Annotated in this window: 12 protein-coding genes; 4 read left to right on the top strand and 8 right to left on the bottom strand. The window is 38.5% G+C overall.

What is annotated here, in order from left to right:
• The first annotated feature begins 1759 nt into the window (after positions 1-1759).
• Genes AAA923_RS11405 through AAA923_RS11395 form a run of 3 tightly spaced genes read left to right on the top strand, consistent with a single transcriptional unit; the run spans position 1760 to position 4809 of the window.
• On the top strand, positions 1760-3262 hold the full coding sequence (locus AAA923_RS11405) for an AMP-binding protein (protein ID WP_338217241.1): 1503 nt from the start codon (positions 1760-1762) through the stop codon (positions 3260-3262).
• A 3-nt stretch (positions 3263-3265) separates the two neighbouring features.
• Positions 3266-4078, top strand: a complete 813-nt coding sequence (locus tag AAA923_RS11400; RefSeq protein ID WP_338217239.1) for an ABC transporter permease subunit — start codon at positions 3266-3268, stop codon at positions 4076-4078.
• Entirely contained in the window at positions 4078-4809 is a 732-nt protein-coding gene (locus AAA923_RS11395) for an ABC transporter ATP-binding protein (RefSeq protein ID WP_435890180.1), read from the top strand. Before AAA923_RS11400 ends, AAA923_RS11395 begins: the two co-directional genes overlap by 1 nt.
• 39 nt (positions 4810-4848) lie before the next feature.
• Here AAA923_RS11395 and AAA923_RS11390 read toward each other — a convergent pair whose 3' ends face one another.
• Both AAA923_RS11390 and AAA923_RS11385 read right to left on the bottom strand, forming a co-directional pair.
• Positions 4849-6183 carry a dihydrolipoyl dehydrogenase family protein gene (locus tag AAA923_RS11390; RefSeq protein WP_338217237.1) on the bottom strand — a complete coding sequence of 445 codons (1335 nt, stop codon included), beginning with the start codon at positions 6181-6183 and terminating at the stop codon, positions 4849-4851.
• A gap of 2 nt (positions 6184-6185) precedes the next feature.
• The gene (locus AAA923_RS11385; protein ID WP_338217236.1) at positions 6186-7394 is read right to left on the bottom strand and encodes a cupin domain-containing protein; all 1209 of its coding nucleotides are present in this window, start codon (positions 7392-7394) and stop codon (positions 6186-6188) included.
• A 182-nt stretch (positions 7395-7576) separates the two neighbouring features.
• On the opposite strand from AAA923_RS11385, the gene AAA923_RS11380 reads away from it, so the two are divergent.
• The gene (locus AAA923_RS11380; RefSeq protein WP_338217234.1) at positions 7577-8002 is read left to right on the top strand and encodes a protein-export chaperone SecB; all 426 of its coding nucleotides are present in this window, start codon (positions 7577-7579) and stop codon (positions 8000-8002) included.
• 32 nt (positions 8003-8034) lie between these two features.
• On the opposite strand, the gene AAA923_RS11375 is transcribed toward AAA923_RS11380, so the two are convergent.
• The 6 genes from AAA923_RS11375 to AAA923_RS11350 all read right to left on the bottom strand — a co-directional run bounded on the left by AAA923_RS11375 (position 8035) and on the right by AAA923_RS11350 (position 16137).
• On the bottom strand, positions 8035-8562 hold the full coding sequence (locus AAA923_RS11375; RefSeq protein WP_338217232.1) for a helix-turn-helix domain-containing protein: 528 nt from the start codon (positions 8560-8562) through the stop codon (positions 8035-8037).
• A 406-nt stretch (positions 8563-8968) separates the two neighbouring features.
• Positions 8969-9952, bottom strand: a complete 984-nt coding sequence (locus tag AAA923_RS11370; RefSeq protein ID WP_338217230.1) for an aliphatic sulfonate ABC transporter substrate-binding protein — start codon at positions 9950-9952, stop codon at positions 8969-8971.
• Positions 9949-11463, bottom strand: coding sequence for an AMP-binding protein (locus tag AAA923_RS11365; RefSeq protein WP_338217228.1), 1515 nt, complete (start codon positions 11461-11463; stop codon positions 9949-9951). Before AAA923_RS11365 ends, AAA923_RS11370 begins: the two co-directional genes overlap by 4 nt.
• The gene (locus AAA923_RS11360; protein ID WP_338217227.1) at positions 11420-12643 is read right to left on the bottom strand and encodes an acyltransferase; all 1224 of its coding nucleotides are present in this window, start codon (positions 12641-12643) and stop codon (positions 11420-11422) included. Before AAA923_RS11360 ends, AAA923_RS11365 begins: the two co-directional genes overlap by 44 nt.
• Positions 12644-13516: 873 nt before the next feature.
• Positions 13517-14899, bottom strand: coding sequence for an argininosuccinate lyase (argH, locus tag AAA923_RS11355; RefSeq protein ID WP_338217225.1), 1383 nt, complete (start codon positions 14897-14899; stop codon positions 13517-13519).
• Positions 14896-16137 carry an argininosuccinate synthase gene (locus AAA923_RS11350; RefSeq protein ID WP_435890179.1) on the bottom strand — a complete coding sequence of 414 codons (1242 nt, stop codon included), beginning with the start codon at positions 16135-16137 and terminating at the stop codon, positions 14896-14898. The genes argH and AAA923_RS11350 overlap by 4 nt, the downstream gene beginning before the upstream one ends.
• Between the last annotated feature and the right edge of the window lie 108 nt (positions 16138-16245).

Below are 16245 nucleotides of genomic sequence, written 5' to 3'. Positions count from 1 at the left end.
ATCACTTTTTTTATAGCAATTATCAGTGCATTCATAGCATTTACTGACTCATTTTTGCGGATAAATAAAAACTAAGGAGAAAAATATAAATGTTAACTTGGGGAACTTCGATTGCTGCAACTAATAAAACTGTAATTATCTTTATTCTCATTTATTTATTCCTTATTATATCTTTCCTATTATTAGACTGGATTTACAAACAAAACTTGAACAGAGTAAAAAAAAATAATAAAAGATTAAAGTTGATTGAATACAAGCTGAATAAGAGGGAGTGATGGTATTGCAAAGTTCATTGTTAGATTTTATTAACTCAATTCTTTTCATCGTATTTGTTATTACCGTAATCACATCATCCATTTATTTATTTTTTCAATATACGAAAGCTAGAAAGATATCTAAGGAGAATCAAAAAATATTAATAAGGATTTTCAACAAATTATATGATAAATAATCATCTAAAAAAAACAAAAAATACTGCCATTAACCAGTCATCAACAATGTAAAAGTAACAAAGTGTACACTTCAATACTCAAAGTTTTCTAATATTTATCCCAAACAAAAAATAGTTCATAAGACAAATACGATCTGCAATTCAAAAATGGAAGAAGGAAGACGAATGATTTTTTTGATTTTTATTAATTTTCTTATTATTGTGGCCTTTATATTTCTAGACATATTTTATAAACAGGCATTAAATAAAGTGAAAATAAACAACAAACGATTAAAATTCATCGAATACAAACTCAATAAAAGTAGGTGGCACGATTGAACGACTCATTATTATCTTCAATTTATTCAATTTCAATAATTGCATCCTTGGCTGTGACTCTTTTCTCATCAGTAAACCTGTTAATCAAGTACAAACAAATAAAAAGAATGAATAATGAAAATGAACAAATTTTGACGAAGCTTTTTTATAAATTACATAACGAATAATAAATAATTTATCTGATTAACTTATCTATTTGCTTTTTAAGCTATTAATAATAGAAATCCTTAATTCTTATGTTCTAAAATCTTCAATCATCGAATTTGATGATTGGAGATTTTTTTATTTTCCATAAATTCATGTCTTATCTTTATTAGATTTATAAGTATCGAATAAAACGCAAAATGAGAAAATAAATATCCACAGATAATAAAATATATGAGCCATGATAATCGAAAAGAAAATTCCAATATATATTATTACGATCAAGACTGTATTTCCAAAGCTATTCCGCAAACGTGATTTTAAATAACGCATTGTTGGGGATACATTGAAAGTTAACAATACAATCAACGATAGAAGATTTAGTAAGAGCTCATATAAAGCATTGTTCATAATTTTTTATTGACCTCGTCTACAATTTAATAAATCTAATAATATCAGTCTTATGTAAAGAAGCTGTAAATAGTAAGTAAAACATTGGTTAACATCATATCTGCGGCTTCGTCTAAAAGTCGGTAGAATCAATCCTTTATATATGCAGTGGCTCTGAAACGAGCTACGACAGGGCAACTCCTTCCGCTTTTCATGTCTTAATGAATCACACGCAAAATCGGCGTGTAATTCATTAAGACACGAAAATGCTCGGGAGCTGAACGCCCTGTCTCCGCTCTCTGTTTCGCTCTCTAAGAATTTCTTATATAAACCTTATCAAACCTAAGTAGTTGCTTAACCTATTACCTTGTAAACTATGGTTATTCAATCGAAAGGACATCGATTTAAGTAATAATCCTCCCCCCCTGATTCCACTTAAATCTGGTAAAAAAACTTATGTCAGAACTTACTGAAAGATTACAACAACAATTAATTGCTGGTGCTACTCGTCCTTTGATGCAAGACGCTAATCAACACTGGTACACCGGCAGTGAACTTAACTTAGAAGAAAATGTTTGGAAAAATTATTGGCAAAACAAAGGTATCGGTCACAACGATATCGTACTTGTCAGCTTAACTAACTCGGTTACTTATTCTTTAGCAATTCAAAGTTTGTGGGAAGTTGGCGCAATTGTTCAACCTATCAACCCCGCAACTAATGAAATTCAAATCAGTGAACTTGAAGATCAATATCATTATTCCGCAATTATCTTAGATGCAGATACAACTGAATTGGAAGTTTTAAACGACCTCTTTACTAATCACCCGCGTTTGACCACGCTCCACGAACCGGAGGTTCAAATCTTTATTCGCAATGAACATAAATCACATCCCCTAGAAACACCAGGCGATGAACAGATTGCTTTAATCATGCACACTTCGGGAACTACTGGAAAGCCCAAACGAGTTGGACTAACACATCATCAACTATTGGCTGCGGCTTTTAACGTTATCGACAGCGAAGAATTAACTGAAAAAGATAGCACTTTAATCCTGATGCCAATGTTCCACATCAATGCGATGGTAATTTCTAATTTGGCAACACGACTATCTCACGGTCAGCTACTTTTCCGACCAAAATTCAGTGCTCACCTTTTCTGGAAAGAAGTCAGTAGTGAAATGGTAACTTGGGTTTCATTGACACCGGCCATCGTTGCCATTTTATTGCAGCGCGACGAACAGTCTAGAGAAAATAGGCTTCGGTTTCTCCGGACTGCTTCAGCCCCTCTCCTCCCAAGCATTCACCAGCAGTTTAGCCAGCGTTTCAGCATCCCATTAATCGAAAGTTACGGTATGACCGAAGCTGCTAGTCAAATTGCTCAGAATCCTTTAGAAAAGCCGATTCAAAACACTGTCGGCATCATCAAAGGTACTCAGATTAGAATTTTAGATGGCAATCATCAAGAACTCGGGTCTAATGAAATCGGTGAAATTGCTTTGAAAGGTGAGCATATCATCACACATTATCTTGACCCACAACCTGAAGCATTTCATGACGGTTGGCTTTTAACTGGTGACCTTGGTTCCTTAGATGAACAAGGTTATCTGCACATGGCTGGTCGTATCAAGGAAATGATTATCCGTGGCGGTGAAAATATTAATCCCCTGGCTGTCGAAGATTGTCTGAATGATTTGAAGTTTATCCGCGAAATGGCTGTCATTGGTACACCTGATTTAATTTATGGTGAGACTGTCACTGCCGTTATCGTTCCTAAGAAACTTAGCCAAGATCATCGCCACCAATTGGCGTTGTTGAATGAATTAGCCAATGAGCAATTATTACCTGTTGAACGCCCAACCAAGTATATTTTCAGTACGCAATTACCGAAAAATGCGACCGGGAAAATTCAACGCAAACTTCTAGCTCAAGAAGTGACTCAACAACTCAAGGAGGCCTAATCTATGGAGAAGCCAGTTGCACTTACAACGACTAAACGGAAGAAATTTACTATTCCAGTCGATAAATTTTTGCCATTCTTAATTCCAATTATCGTAATTTTGTTATGGCAAGTTAGCAGTTCTTTAGGTTGGCTCTCAAGTTCCGTTTTACCATCACCAATTGCAGTGTTCCAAGACGGAGTTAAATTAACCGCATCCGGAGAATTGCCAAAGAACCTTAGTATCAGTCTTTACCGGGCAACTGTTGGTCTATTAATCGGTGGCGGAATTGGCTTTCTGCTCGGATTCATCAATGGTATGTCTAATACGAGTCGATTATTGTTCGATTCATCGATTCAGATGTTTCGGAATATCCCTCATTTAGCCCTTATTCCCCTAATCATTTTGTGGTTAGGAATTAACGAATCAGCCAAGATTTCCTTGGTCGCTATTGGGACAATGTTCCCTGTTTATATCAATACTTTCCATGGAATTCGTTCCGTTGATCCTGATTTGATTGAAATGGGTAAATCTTATGAATTGACCAAAAAACAAATGTTTTTCAAAATAATTTTTCCAGCCGCTTTGCCACAAATTTTAGTCGGTATTCGCTACGCACTAGGCGTTATGTGGACTACTTTAATCGTTGCCGAAACAATTTCAGCTAGTTCAGGTATCGGTTATATGGCTAACAACGCGGAAGATTTCGTCAACATGGAAACAGTTATCCTATGTATCGTCGTCTATGCCGTCCTTGGAAAAATTTCTGACCTAATCGCTAAGAGTTTCGAAAGTCTCTTGCTCGATTGGCAAAATACTGGAAGGAGTAATGCTTAATGGAAAAAATAAATAACACAATGATTTCAATTAAAAATGTTAATAAAATGTATGATAATTTAACTGCGCTACATGACGTCAATCTTGATATTAAACAAGGTGAATTTATCGCTTTGGTCGGAATGAGTGGTGGTGGTAAAAGTACCCTACTACGCTTGATTGCTGGCTTGGAGAAACCAACTGCTGGCTCTGTTACCGTTGATCAAGCAAACTCCAAGACGTTAATGCGCGTAATGTTTCAAGAAGATCGACTACTCCCCTGGATGTCCGTTTTAGACAATTTATCATTTGGTTCAAAGGATAAAAATACTAAAGCGCATGCTCAGGAATTACTCGAATTAGTCGAACTCAGCGATTACGCCAACCACTATCCTAATCAACTATCTGGTGGACAAAAACAACGTGTCGCCTTGGCTCGAGCACTTATGAGTCATCCTAAGATTCTATTATTAGACGAACCTCTCGGGGCTTTGGATGCTTTAACAAGACGAAAGATGCAGGATTTAATTCTCGATATTTGTCAGAAACAAAATCTAACAACTATCCTCGTTACCCACGATGTTGAAGAAGCTGCCCGCATGGCGGACCGAATTATCGTTATGAAAAATTCAACTAATTCTTATGAAGAAGATTGCCCTAAGAATCGTAATGCCGGTCAAATTGGGATTGTGGCAGATCGAGTTCTCGGTGAGATTCTGGAAGAACCTACTTTAGAAAAACAAACTGCATAATAAAAAAAATAGACCCCTTAAAGGAGTCTATTTTTTCGTCTATACCCAGATACCGTACAAATCAGTTGCGGTACTTGGATAAGCCAAGAATAAATCATGTAATCTTTTTACGGATATATTTTGTTGAATCAAAATTGCTAAGTAGTTGATCAAATCATCGGCTGTATAACTGTAAGCTTCAGCTCCGACAACTTGTTGACTTTGGCGATTAATAATCAACTTCAAACGTGCTTGTTCATCATGTTCCCGTTGATAATTTAACCACTGGGCTAATGACATATTTTTAACCTGATATTTATCCGGTTGTTTAGTAGCTTGTTGCACAGTGATACCCGCTTGAGCCAACCGCGGCATGCTAAATACTGCTGTCACTGGCATTGGATATTTAATTGGAAAAGCCAATGTTTCTGATAAACTGTCGCCCAAATACTTACCTTGATAAATTGCATAGTTGGCTAATTGCGGAACACCTGTCAGTGCACAATCTCCAACAGCATAAATATTCGACTGACTCGTTTGCAAATACTCGTTCACTTGGATGCCACGTCTCGTATATTGAACTCCGGCCTTTTCCAAATGAAGACCACCAATATTAGCTACTCGACCCAAAGCAGTATAAATTGCATCAGCTGTAATGCTGCTTTGTTGCGTGGAAATTTGCAAAACATTATCAACTGAATTTATTTGTGTCACTTCATCGTTAAATTGGAAATGAACTCCACGCTTTTTCAAGTCAGCAATCAATAAACTAACAAATTCAGAATCATAACCGCGCAATGCCACTGCATCATGTTGTAACAATGTCACTTCAGCTCCAGCTTCATTCGCAATACTAGCCATAGCAAAGGAAATGATCCCAGCACCCAAGATAACGATTTTTTTTGGCAACTGTTCACTGCGGAAAAAACTCCCGGAATGTTGAACAAACTGACTACCTGTAAACTGCAATTCATTGGGATGGGCACCACTGGCAATGACAATATTAGTTGCTGACAACGTTTGACCATTGACTGTAACTTCATGATTGTTCAAAAATTCAGCATGACCTTCATAAGTCGTAATGTTATTGTTTTGAAAACGTTTCTTAAACTTAGTTGCAGTCTGATTAACAATATTATCCCGATATCCAGCTAACTTTTCCCAGTTGATATCAGGTGTTGTTTCAGCAAATACTTGCGTTTCAAAATGACGGTGAGTTTCAGCTGCTGCTAATAAAACTTTTTTCGGAGTACTACCACGATTAACAGTTGTACCACCCCAGTCACGTTGCTCAATTACCGCAACTTTTTGCCCATGTGAACTAGCTTTAATAGCCGCACCAGCACCACCAACACCGCCACCGATAACGATTAAATCAAATTCTGACGTCGACATGATTAGCTAAAGTACTCGCTAGCATCATCAACTGATTGAGCTGATTCAGTCGATTCTTTTGGTTGTGAAGGATTGTTATACCAAACTACAGCAGCTTCCTCACTTGGTAAATGTTCAACCGTTTGTTTTGACATGTTCAAATGGTCAGCTACGATTTGTGAAGGTGTAGTTGCTAGCCACTTGTTCAAAGAAATATCAGAATAAACTGGATTCTTGAACAATTCAATAAAGATCAAAGGCTCATCACCGATATTTTTAATATAGTGACCAGCTTCCTTAGGAATTACGCCAACATCTCCAGCTTGATAATTGAAAGTTCTGGCTAATGAATTAGAATTAAAGACTCCGACCTTGGCTTTACCTTGCATAAAGTAGTCCCACTCTTCTGACTTAGGGTGCCAGTGAAGCTCACGCATACCACCAGGTTGAACTTCAACGATAGCAGCTGAAATAGTCTTAGCAGCTGGAAAGACACTTTGGTCAACAATCCAAACTTTACCAGCTTCAAATTGTTTAGCAGGTACATCTTTCATATGTAACGTCAATGGTGTTGTCATTGGTGTTCCAGCACGTTTAACTTGGTCGATTGGACCAGGAACTTCGCCGTCAAAAATATATTTCTCATGAGTTGGTAGATTTGTCAAAGCATCTTCATCCAACTTAAAATTAGCTGCTACAACATCCTTGGGTGTATGTGCTAGCCAATCAGTTAATAAGAAGGTATTATTCTCAGAAAAATCAGGTTCACTGAAAACTAGTAGGAACTCACAACCTTGATCCAACGCTTGAATTGAGTGTGGAATACCGGCTTCAAAGTCCCATAAATCACCAGCAACAATATCATCAATGAAACTTTCACCATTTTCGTTCAAGGCAGTAACACGGGCGTTACCTTTCAGCATAATGGCCCATTCAGCCTCTTTATGCCAGTGCAATTCTCGATAAGCACCTGGCTTTAGACACATGTTGACCCCAGCCATATCATGTGAAGCAGGCAACTCACGGTTAGTAACTTCACGAGCCCAACCGCCTTCCTCTAAGCGCATGTGAGCATCTGAAAAACTGAATCTCAAGTTCGCAATTGTTCCATGATCAGTCGTTGGTGGCACCAAAATATCAGGATTTTCCAAATCACGTTGAACATTACGCGGACCTTGATCAACCCAACCAGTTTGGTCAGCTTGACGAATTGGTTCATTTTGCTTTGTCATTTTTGCACAACTCCTTCACTTTTAATGACTTTATTATAAAGACATTTGGAAGCGGTCTCAAAGATATACACTTCGTATAGTGAAAAATTTTTCAACGGAATTTATGGCAAACAAACCTATCAAAAAAGCTGTTTTTTCTTCAGCATAATGATAAGCTGATAGAAAATAGCTGGAGCACGAATATGAATACACCGAACAAGTATTTAGAATTTGAAAATCCCACTGTTCTAAAGTTCGATTTCCAAGTTAATGATGATTTTGATTTTGATGACACAATTGACGATACTGATATCAGCACACTTGTGGAAATGCCAACTGAAGATGAGATTGACTTCAATGAATCAATTCCCGTTTATTTAACTATTTTTATCAATTATGAAAACGATAATTCACCGTATAAAATCACAGCTCGTATCCTATCATTATTCAAAGTCTCTGACTTGCTGCCCCAAGAAGATGCACTTCAAGTATTGCAGGATGAGGGAGCTTCAATTCTGTTGTCATATTTACGACCAATGGTTTCAATGATGACAGCAGCTAGCGGGTTTTCAGCTATGACATTGCCAATGCTAGACTTTTCAGATGATGACGAAGACGAAGAAGATTAAAAAAAATAAGCCCGTATAGGCTTATTTTTTTATCAATAATTACTACCTTCCCTGATACCTTCTAAAATATCAGGAACCTCATGCATAATATACGGAACAACAATTACAACCAACAATAAAATTCCAAAAAACACTGCTTTTTTATTGAGACTTTTATTAAATACGCTCCATTTGATATTAGCAGCAAAACCTATGAAAAAGATAATTCCTAAGCCTGGCAACCAATAATCTACGCTAGTAACGGTAATACCCTGACTATATATAAAAATCAAACTGGCAATAACCAAAACGAAACCCACTGTAAAAATAGTTTCAATTTTACTCAAACCGATTTTATCGTCTTCAAATTTATTCATTAGCTCCACGTCCCCTTTGATCAACTCATCAAGAGAAATATCGAATAACTCACTAATCGCAATCACATTACTAAAACTAGGCAACGAGGCACCATTTTCCCATTTAGAAATTGATTGCCGAGAAATCTTCAGCTTATCAGCCAATTCATTTTGAGACATATTACGTAATTTCCGTTGTCGTTGTAACTGATCTCCAATTCTCATATCAATATCCCCCTTGATTGACTTTAATTCTATTCGACAAAACAGTATTTGCCGAGAACGTGACAGTTGCAATTGTTTTGTAAAGTAAATTATACCGTTATGATATCGTTATAAATTATGATACAGAATAAGACATCGCTTTTAAATAGCTATTTTCTATAAGTCTGTTACAACCAACTAAACTAGCCGGAGGTCGCAAGAGAATTCACCCGCAGTGAAAGTGGAGTTGGGGCTTTAGCCCCTACTCCACAGGACGACTTTTGAGACGCGGGTTTCGGCTCAAAAGCGAGGTTCGAGACCGCTCCCTGGCTCGGACCGGTCCCACAGCAGGCGAAATTCTCTTGCGACCTCCGGCGTCATCCCAAACAAAAAAGCCAACTCGTTGAGTTGACCTTCATCTTTAATCTTATTCATCTTTATAATTTCCTGAATCACTAATTGTGACTTTATTTTCAATTAAACCTTCTGAATAGAACAAATCGGCAATTTGTTGCTCTTCTTTGGCATAAGTACTATTCATCGCGCTAATACCATAAGTTCTGCGGTCGACCATCTTCTTAACCACTGTCTTTGATACCTTCAATGACTTGCTCATCATCGTTATCAATTCACTGTGATTATTGTTGGCCCACTGCATATCTTCTTCAAGATACTTGATTAGATATTTAGAAACTTCGGTATTTTCCTTGGCATAACTTTGCATGGCTAAGACGTAATCACGATTATTCGTAATTCCAACACCATTGGTCAAAAGTTTGGCATTTTGCGTAATTTCAGCTTGAGAGGTATATGGATCCCAGGTTGCCCACGCATCAACTTTACCCTTGGAGAAAGCAACACTGGCACTTGATTGGTCCATGTTGACCCAAGTAATATCGCTGGCACTAAGTCCGGCTTTCTTTAAAGCAGCTAGTAACATGTATTGTGAACTAGTTCCCTTGGTATAAGCGACTTTCTTACCTTTCAAATTCTTGATTGATGAAATACTTGAACTATTCTTAACTAGAATTCCTGAACCTTTGGCCTTTGAGTAACCTGCTGCTACGTAGGTCAACTTAGTTCCAGTCGAGAGTGCGGAGACCGGCGGTGTATCACCAGTTCTAGCGTAATTGATACTGCCAGCTTTCAATGCTTGCATCAAAGAATTACCATCTTGGAATTCTTTCCAAACGACTGTATAGCCCTTAGCTTTCATCTTTTTAACAAACTCGCCACGTTCTTTAGCAATATCGAAAGGATCGCCCTTTTGATAACCAATTGTCACGGTTTGTGAGTCCGAACTAGCAGCCCCAGCATCCGTTTGTTTGAAACCATAAATGGCAATGACTGCCCAGAATACTAAGACCACGCTAATGATTAATTTTTTAAATTTTTTCTGTTTTTTACTCATACAGCGCTCCCTACTAATGACATGACTTGTTCACGTAATTTCAACCGAATCACTTTGCCCGTAGCGTTACGAGGATAATCCTTCACAAAATAAACTCGTGTTGGTTGTTCATAATTAGCTAAAGTCTCTCTAGCATGAGCTAGAATCTTTTGACGTTCTAAGGACTCTTCTTGCATACCTTGGCTGATAACTACTGCCGTGACCGCCTCGCCATAGAGTGCATCTGGGGTCCCAATTACTGACACTTCTTTCACAAAATTCAATTGGCTGAGTGCGTTCTCAACTTGAGCTGGAGCAACTTTTTCGCCACCATGATTGATAATATCCTTCTTACGACCTTTGACGAATAAATATCCATCTTCATCTAAATAACCGAGATCACCAGTCAAGAACCAGCCATCTTTGAAAGAATCCGGATGCGATTCGAGATAATCACTAATTACATGATCGCCACGAACAACGATTTCACCAATTTGATTGGCGGCGGTCATAATCTCACCGTCATTCATAATTTGAACATCAGTTTTAAATGCCTTACCGGCTGAACCAACTTTGGGAGCGTCGAATGGATTGATTGTACATTGGCTGGCTGTTTCAGTCATGCCGTATCCTTCCAAGATTCTAGTGTGGAAACGATTTTGAAAAGCAGTTAGTTTATCAAGTGGTAAAGCAAATGATGAGCATCTGACGAAACGTAATCGGACATCTTCACTATAACTTTCATTGGCTTTTTGATTGATCAACAAGATATTGACGATAGTTGGTACCACCGAAACCCATGTAACGCCGTTATCTCGAACTTGATTCCAAAATTTAGAAGCACTGAATTTGTCAGCAATCACAATTTTGCCACCAGACAATCTAGTTGAAAGAATTGAAACTGCCTGCGCATTAATATGAAACATTGGCATGATAACCATGGTTGTATCAGCGGCGGTCATTTGATGACTTTCAATATCGTGCTCAACTCCGTTCAACAAAATTCGATGTGTTAAACCAACTCGTTTAGGTTTTCCAGTTGTTCCAGAAGTATTCATAATCAACGCCAAATCGTCTTCTTCAGGAATACCTGCATCGTTACCCATCAACTTGCGGTCGCGAATAATGTGCAATAAAGGATAAGTCTGTAAATGTAACGCCGTTACAATCGCCAATCGATCATCTAGCACGGCATCAACTAATTCTTGACCAACAATTGAAGCTACATAATCGTGCTCATTCAATTCTTGTTGTAACTCGAGTTCTGGAGTTGTTGCTGCAATTGGGTGCATGACTGCTCCAACTTCCCAAAGTGCCTGGGTAATAACCGGATAAGCGGCTGTATTTGGCAAACAAACTAGCACTGCATCACCACGACCGACGTGTAAATCCAGAAATACATCACGTAACGAACGTACATCATCCGCTATTTCATAACCAGTAAACCAACGGTTCATTTTTTCGTCTTTAATGACTTTTTCATTCATATTATTCTCTAATTGCTTGTTTAATTGATTCGTTATTTTTGACATTTTCTTTTACTCCTTTAACTTCTTTTTTAGCTTTACTAAGGTGCCATTGGGGACGGCCAATCAAAACTCCAAATGGTGGAACTTTGTAACAGAACCACGAAATTAAGAACGATCCGCCCAAAACGAATGCATATCCGAATGGCAATAATAACAACATAACGACTGATGGAACTTTGATAACACTGAGAATGCCGTACAACAATGTTATGGGAATCATTTGTGTTAGATAAATCCCGAAGGATACTTTGGACATATTTTTAATAATTCGGTCGAGCCATTGAGGTAATCCATTTTCCCGGGCATGAGCGTATTGCCGCCCAATCCAGAAAACAAAGGCAATCATGAAGATGTCATAAATGAAAATGTATGGTTGGTGAATTGATTCAGTCGCTCCCATACTCAACTTCAAAATTTTTAGATTACCGAAGAATAAAGCAACAGTCCCAAGTGCAAGAACTAACGTGGACCAGCCAATGACCCGGTGATTTTTTTCAATAAAACGGTCAACTTCTTCGTAGTGAATGGCGACAAATGCCCCAGCGATAAAGTAGAACTGATAAACTAGAATATTCATTCCGTAAGCTCTAAATAAATACCACCAACCGTCTCGATCAACACCAGGCAACCAATACTTGATTCCAATCACCAGCAGCAACTGAATCAAAGCACTACCTACCAAAATGGCAATATGATGATTTTTCAACTTCTTAAACATGTAAACCAGCAGTGGAAAAATCAGATACAACTGGAACGTAACTAAAATGTAGTACATGTAATATTTATTTCCGTGAATGATTGCATCAAACAAATTTTTAAAGTAATTCGGCCAATTCAATGCGACACCAGCCGTAATCGTTGCGAACCACATCATAATGGCATTCCAACCGACATACGGAATACCAACACTGATATAACGTTTCTTCCAAAAATTAAACCAATGCGGTTCTTTATTGTAATAGTTAAGTACCAAAACGAGCCCAGTCATAAACATGAAACCCATTCTAGTAAAATGAAGTGCCAAATGAGTTGCTTGAAGAAGAAGTTCACTGCCAGATCCGCTACCAACGTTATTCTTAAAGGCAGTCGTCGTATGATTCAACAACACACCACCGATAAAAATAACACGCATCAGATCAACTTCATGAAGATATCTTTTCTTCTTTACTTGTGCTTGTACCAAAAGCTCACCTCTGTTTGTTAAATATGCCGCCTCCGAGTGCGAGAAAATTCCTACCTGCCATGAGGACCGGTCCGAGCCAGAGTACGGTCTCGGACCTCGATTTGAAGCCTTGCCAAAGTTCGGCAAGTCTCCAAAGTCGCCCTGTGGTGTAATGGCCAAAGCCATAACGCCACCTCCACAGCGGGTAGAATTTTCTCGCACTCGGAGACTAGTTTGATTAAATCTTTTGATTCATATAATTAATGGAATTAAGTAACTTTTTATTTCGTTCAAAAGCATATATAAGTTATAGCATCCCGTTGGTAGCAGGGTCTTGATGATTGAATAAGGTTAATATAAGAAAATCTTAGAGAGCGGAGACAGGGCGGTCAGCTCCCGAGCATTTTCTAAATTTCGTAAATTGCACGCGCACTCTGCGGGCAGTTTACGAAACTTGGAAAAGCGGAAGGAGTTGCCCTGTCGTAGCTCGTTTCAAAGCCACTGCCTATATAATTCCCAAATACTTCAAGACAAAAAAATAGATGAGTCCTCCCAACTAATCAGGAAAAATTCATCCAATAATCAAATAACCTCAAACCAACTCAACTAAATAATTTAGAAGTCCAAAGTGATCCAATTTCACACAAAAACCCCAGCCTCCGGGTGACAGTGATTGAGCCAGCAGTGGGAAGTGTCGTTAGGACGAGCGAACTTCTCGTTCTTACAACACTAGGACGACTTTTGAGACGCGAACTTCGGCTCAAAATCGAGGTTCGAGACCGCCCTTCGGCTCGGACCGGTCCCCACAACAGGCTACAATCACTGTCACCCGGAGGCGGCATATTTCAATACAACAAAAAAATGGAGTCCTCAAAAGAGAGGACTCCAAAATCATTATTCAGCTAATTCAGTTCGAGCCCGGTCAATCTGGGCTAAAACCTGCTGGAAACCTGTCCCGCCGAAAGAATTTCTTCTCTCAACAGCAACTTCTGGCTTCAAAACATCATAGACATCGTCTTCAATCAAAGGTGATATCTGTTTAAATTCTTCCATTGAAATATCTTGCAAATTCTGACCAGTCTGGAGACCCTTCAAGACTAATTCACCCACGATGCCATGAGCTTGTCTGAAAGGAATTCCCTTCGTAGCCAAGTAATCTGCTAATTCAGTGGCATTTGAAAAATCATGTGTCGTTGCCTTGTACATGTTCTCTTTTTTAACCTTCACAGTCGAAAGCATGCCGTTGAAAACTCTCAAAGCTGGCAGAATAGTTTTGACAGTATCAAAAACGCCTTCTTTATCCTCTTGTAAGTCTTTGTTGTAAGCCAAAGGCAAGGATTTCATTGTTGAAAGTAAACCTAAGAGATGTCCAAAGACACGTCCACTTTTACCACGGATCAACTCAGCCATATCAGGATTCTTTTTCTGAGGCATGATTGAGCTTCCCGTTGTATATTTGTCACTCAATTCCAAATAATTGAACTCGTAACTGACCCACATACTCAACTCTTCACAAAAACGTGATAGATGCATCATTAAAATTGACGAATTGCTGAGAAACTCTAACGCAAAATCACGGTCTGACACAGCGTCTAACGAATTATTGTAGACTTCAGAAAAGCCTAATTCGTCAGCTGTGAATTGGCGATCAATCGGAAAAGTTGTTCCGGCCAACGCAGCGGCTCCAAGTGGTGAAATATCAGTGTGCTTTTGATTGAATTCAAAACGTTCGACATCACGCTTGAGCATTGAGTAGTAAGCCATTAAATAATGACCATAAGAGATTGGTTGGGCGTGTTGTAAATGCGTATAACCAGGCATAATTGTCTCGACATTATCAGCCGCCAAGTTAACCAAAGTCTTTTGAATCGTCTTAATTTCCTCGATAATCTGTGGCAAACGTTTTTTTACATATAAATGAAAATCCGTTGCTACTTGATCATTTCGGGAACGACCAGTATGTAATTTACCCGCTACTGGCCCAATACGGTCAGTCAAAATACTTTCAATATTCATATGAATATCTTCATTTTCAACTGTGAAATGTAATTTATTTTGATGAAGGTCAGCTTGAATGCCTTCCAAACCAGCAACAATCTGTTGCACATCTTCAGGGCTTAAAATGCCCGTCTTCTGCAACATTTTCACATGAGCCAAAGAGCCTTCGATATCTTCATCGGCCATCAACTGATCGAAACTGATTGAAGCACCAAACTCGTCTACCCATGAGTCGGCTTGAGCGGAAAATCTTCCACCCCAAAGTTTGGCTGTGCTCATTGGTTAACTCCGTCTTTATGTTCTTCAGCCTGTTTTGCCTTAGCTTTAGCAGCAACTTGAGCTGAAACTTGTGTTGGTAGTCCCCAGAGTTTAATAAATCCTTGGGCAGCCTCTTGATCGAAGGAATCGGCTGAAGTATAAGTAGCCAAATCTTTATCATAAAGTGAATTTGGTGACTTACGTCCTTGAACCCAAACAGTACCTTTAAATAACTTTAATTTAACAGTTCCGTTAACCGTCTTTTGACTTTCATGCAAGAATGCCAACAATGAATCCATCAATGGTGAGAACCACAAGCCGTTGTAAATTGTGTCACTTAATTCTTTTTCAATATATGGCTTAAAATGAGCCAAATCACGTTCCAAAGTCAAATCTTCCAACTCTTTGTGAGCTTTCAATAAGACTGCTGCGGCAGGTGTTTCGTAAACTTCACGAGACTTGATACCAACCAAACGATTTTCAATATGGTCAATTCTACCGATACCATTTTCACCAGCAACGATATTCAATTCTTGAATCATGTCAGAGAATTTCATCTTTTCACCGTCTAAGGTAACGGGAACACCATGTTCAAATTCAATTTCAATACTTGTTGGTTCGTCAGGTGTCTTTTCGATTGGAGTAGTAATATCGAAAGCATCTTCAGGAGCTTCGTTCCAAGGATCTTCTAGGACACCACATTCATTGGCACGACCCCAAATATTGGCATCGATTGAGTATGGTGAGTCCAAATCGATAGGAATAGGAATGTTGTTTTCCTTAGCGTATTCGATTTCTTCTTCACGTGACCAGTGCCAATCACGAACGGGACCAAGCACGGTCATTTCTGGGGCCAAAGCGTGGATGGCAACTTCAAAACGAACTTGATCGTTACCCTTTCCGGTACAGCCATGGGCAATGGCGACTGCATCATTTTCTTTGGCAATTTCTACTAATTTTTTACTAATAAGAGGTCGGGAAAGAGCAGAGAGAAGCGGATAGATACCTTCATAGAGGGTATGTCCTTGTAAAGCCACTAGGGCGTAATCATCGGCGAATTCATCCAAAGCATCAATGGCGATAGCATCAACTGCACCAGCATCAATCGCCTTGTTCTTGATAAACTCAAGATCTTTTCCTTCACCAACGTTAATACAACATGCAATCACGTCGTATCCTTTATTCTTTAACCACGGAATGGCTACTGATGTATCCAATCCACCGGAATATGCTAAAACTACTTTCTTTGTCTCTGTCATAATATTGTCTCTCCTCTTTATTAGAAAAAAATTAATTTATGAAAAAGATACTATCATCTTCCAAAGTGTTTTACAACAGTTAAATTAGAGAAAAATTAAATAATTTAA

Source organism: Companilactobacillus muriivasis, assembly GCF_036246245.1.
GTDB lineage: Bacteria > Bacillota > Bacilli > Lactobacillales > Lactobacillaceae > Companilactobacillus > Companilactobacillus muriivasis.
Note: the sequence above shows the minus strand (reverse complement) of the source record. Positions and strands in the feature narration are given on the sequence as shown.

What these genes read in the sequence shown, in the direction of transcription:
- AAA923_RS11405 (WP_338217241.1), top strand. Translation starts at nt 1,760, where the DNA reads ATGTCAGAACTTACTGAAAGATTACAACAACAATTAATTGCTGGTGCT.
- AAA923_RS11400 (WP_338217239.1), top strand. Translation starts at nt 3,266, where the DNA reads ATGGAGAAGCCAGTTGCACTTACAACGACTAAACGGAAGAAATTTACT.
- AAA923_RS11395 (WP_435890180.1), top strand. Translation starts at nt 4,078, where the DNA reads ATGGAAAAAATAAATAACACAATGATTTCAATTAAAAATGTTAATAAA.
- AAA923_RS11390 (WP_338217237.1), bottom strand. Translation starts at nt 6,183, where the DNA reads ATGTCGACGTCAGAATTTGATTTAATCGTTATCGGTGGCGGTGTTGGT.
- AAA923_RS11385 (WP_338217236.1), bottom strand. Translation starts at nt 7,394, where the DNA reads ATGACAAAGCAAAATGAACCAATTCGTCAAGCTGACCAAACTGGTTGG.
- AAA923_RS11380 (WP_338217234.1), top strand. Translation starts at nt 7,577, where the DNA reads ATGAATACACCGAACAAGTATTTAGAATTTGAAAATCCCACTGTTCTA.
- AAA923_RS11375 (WP_338217232.1), bottom strand. Translation starts at nt 8,562, where the DNA reads ATGAGAATTGGAGATCAGTTACAACGACAACGGAAATTACGTAATATG.
- AAA923_RS11370 (WP_338217230.1), bottom strand. Translation starts at nt 9,952, where the DNA reads ATGAGTAAAAAACAGAAAAAATTTAAAAAATTAATCATTAGCGTGGTC.
- AAA923_RS11365 (WP_338217228.1), bottom strand. Translation starts at nt 11,463, where the DNA reads ATGTCAAAAATAACGAATCAATTAAACAAGCAATTAGAGAATAATATG.
- argH (WP_338217225.1), bottom strand. Translation starts at nt 14,899, where the DNA reads ATGAGCACAGCCAAACTTTGGGGTGGAAGATTTTCCGCTCAAGCCGAC.
- AAA923_RS11350 (WP_435890179.1), bottom strand. Translation starts at nt 16,137, where the DNA reads ATGACAGAGACAAAGAAAGTAGTTTTAGCATATTCCGGTGGATTGGAT.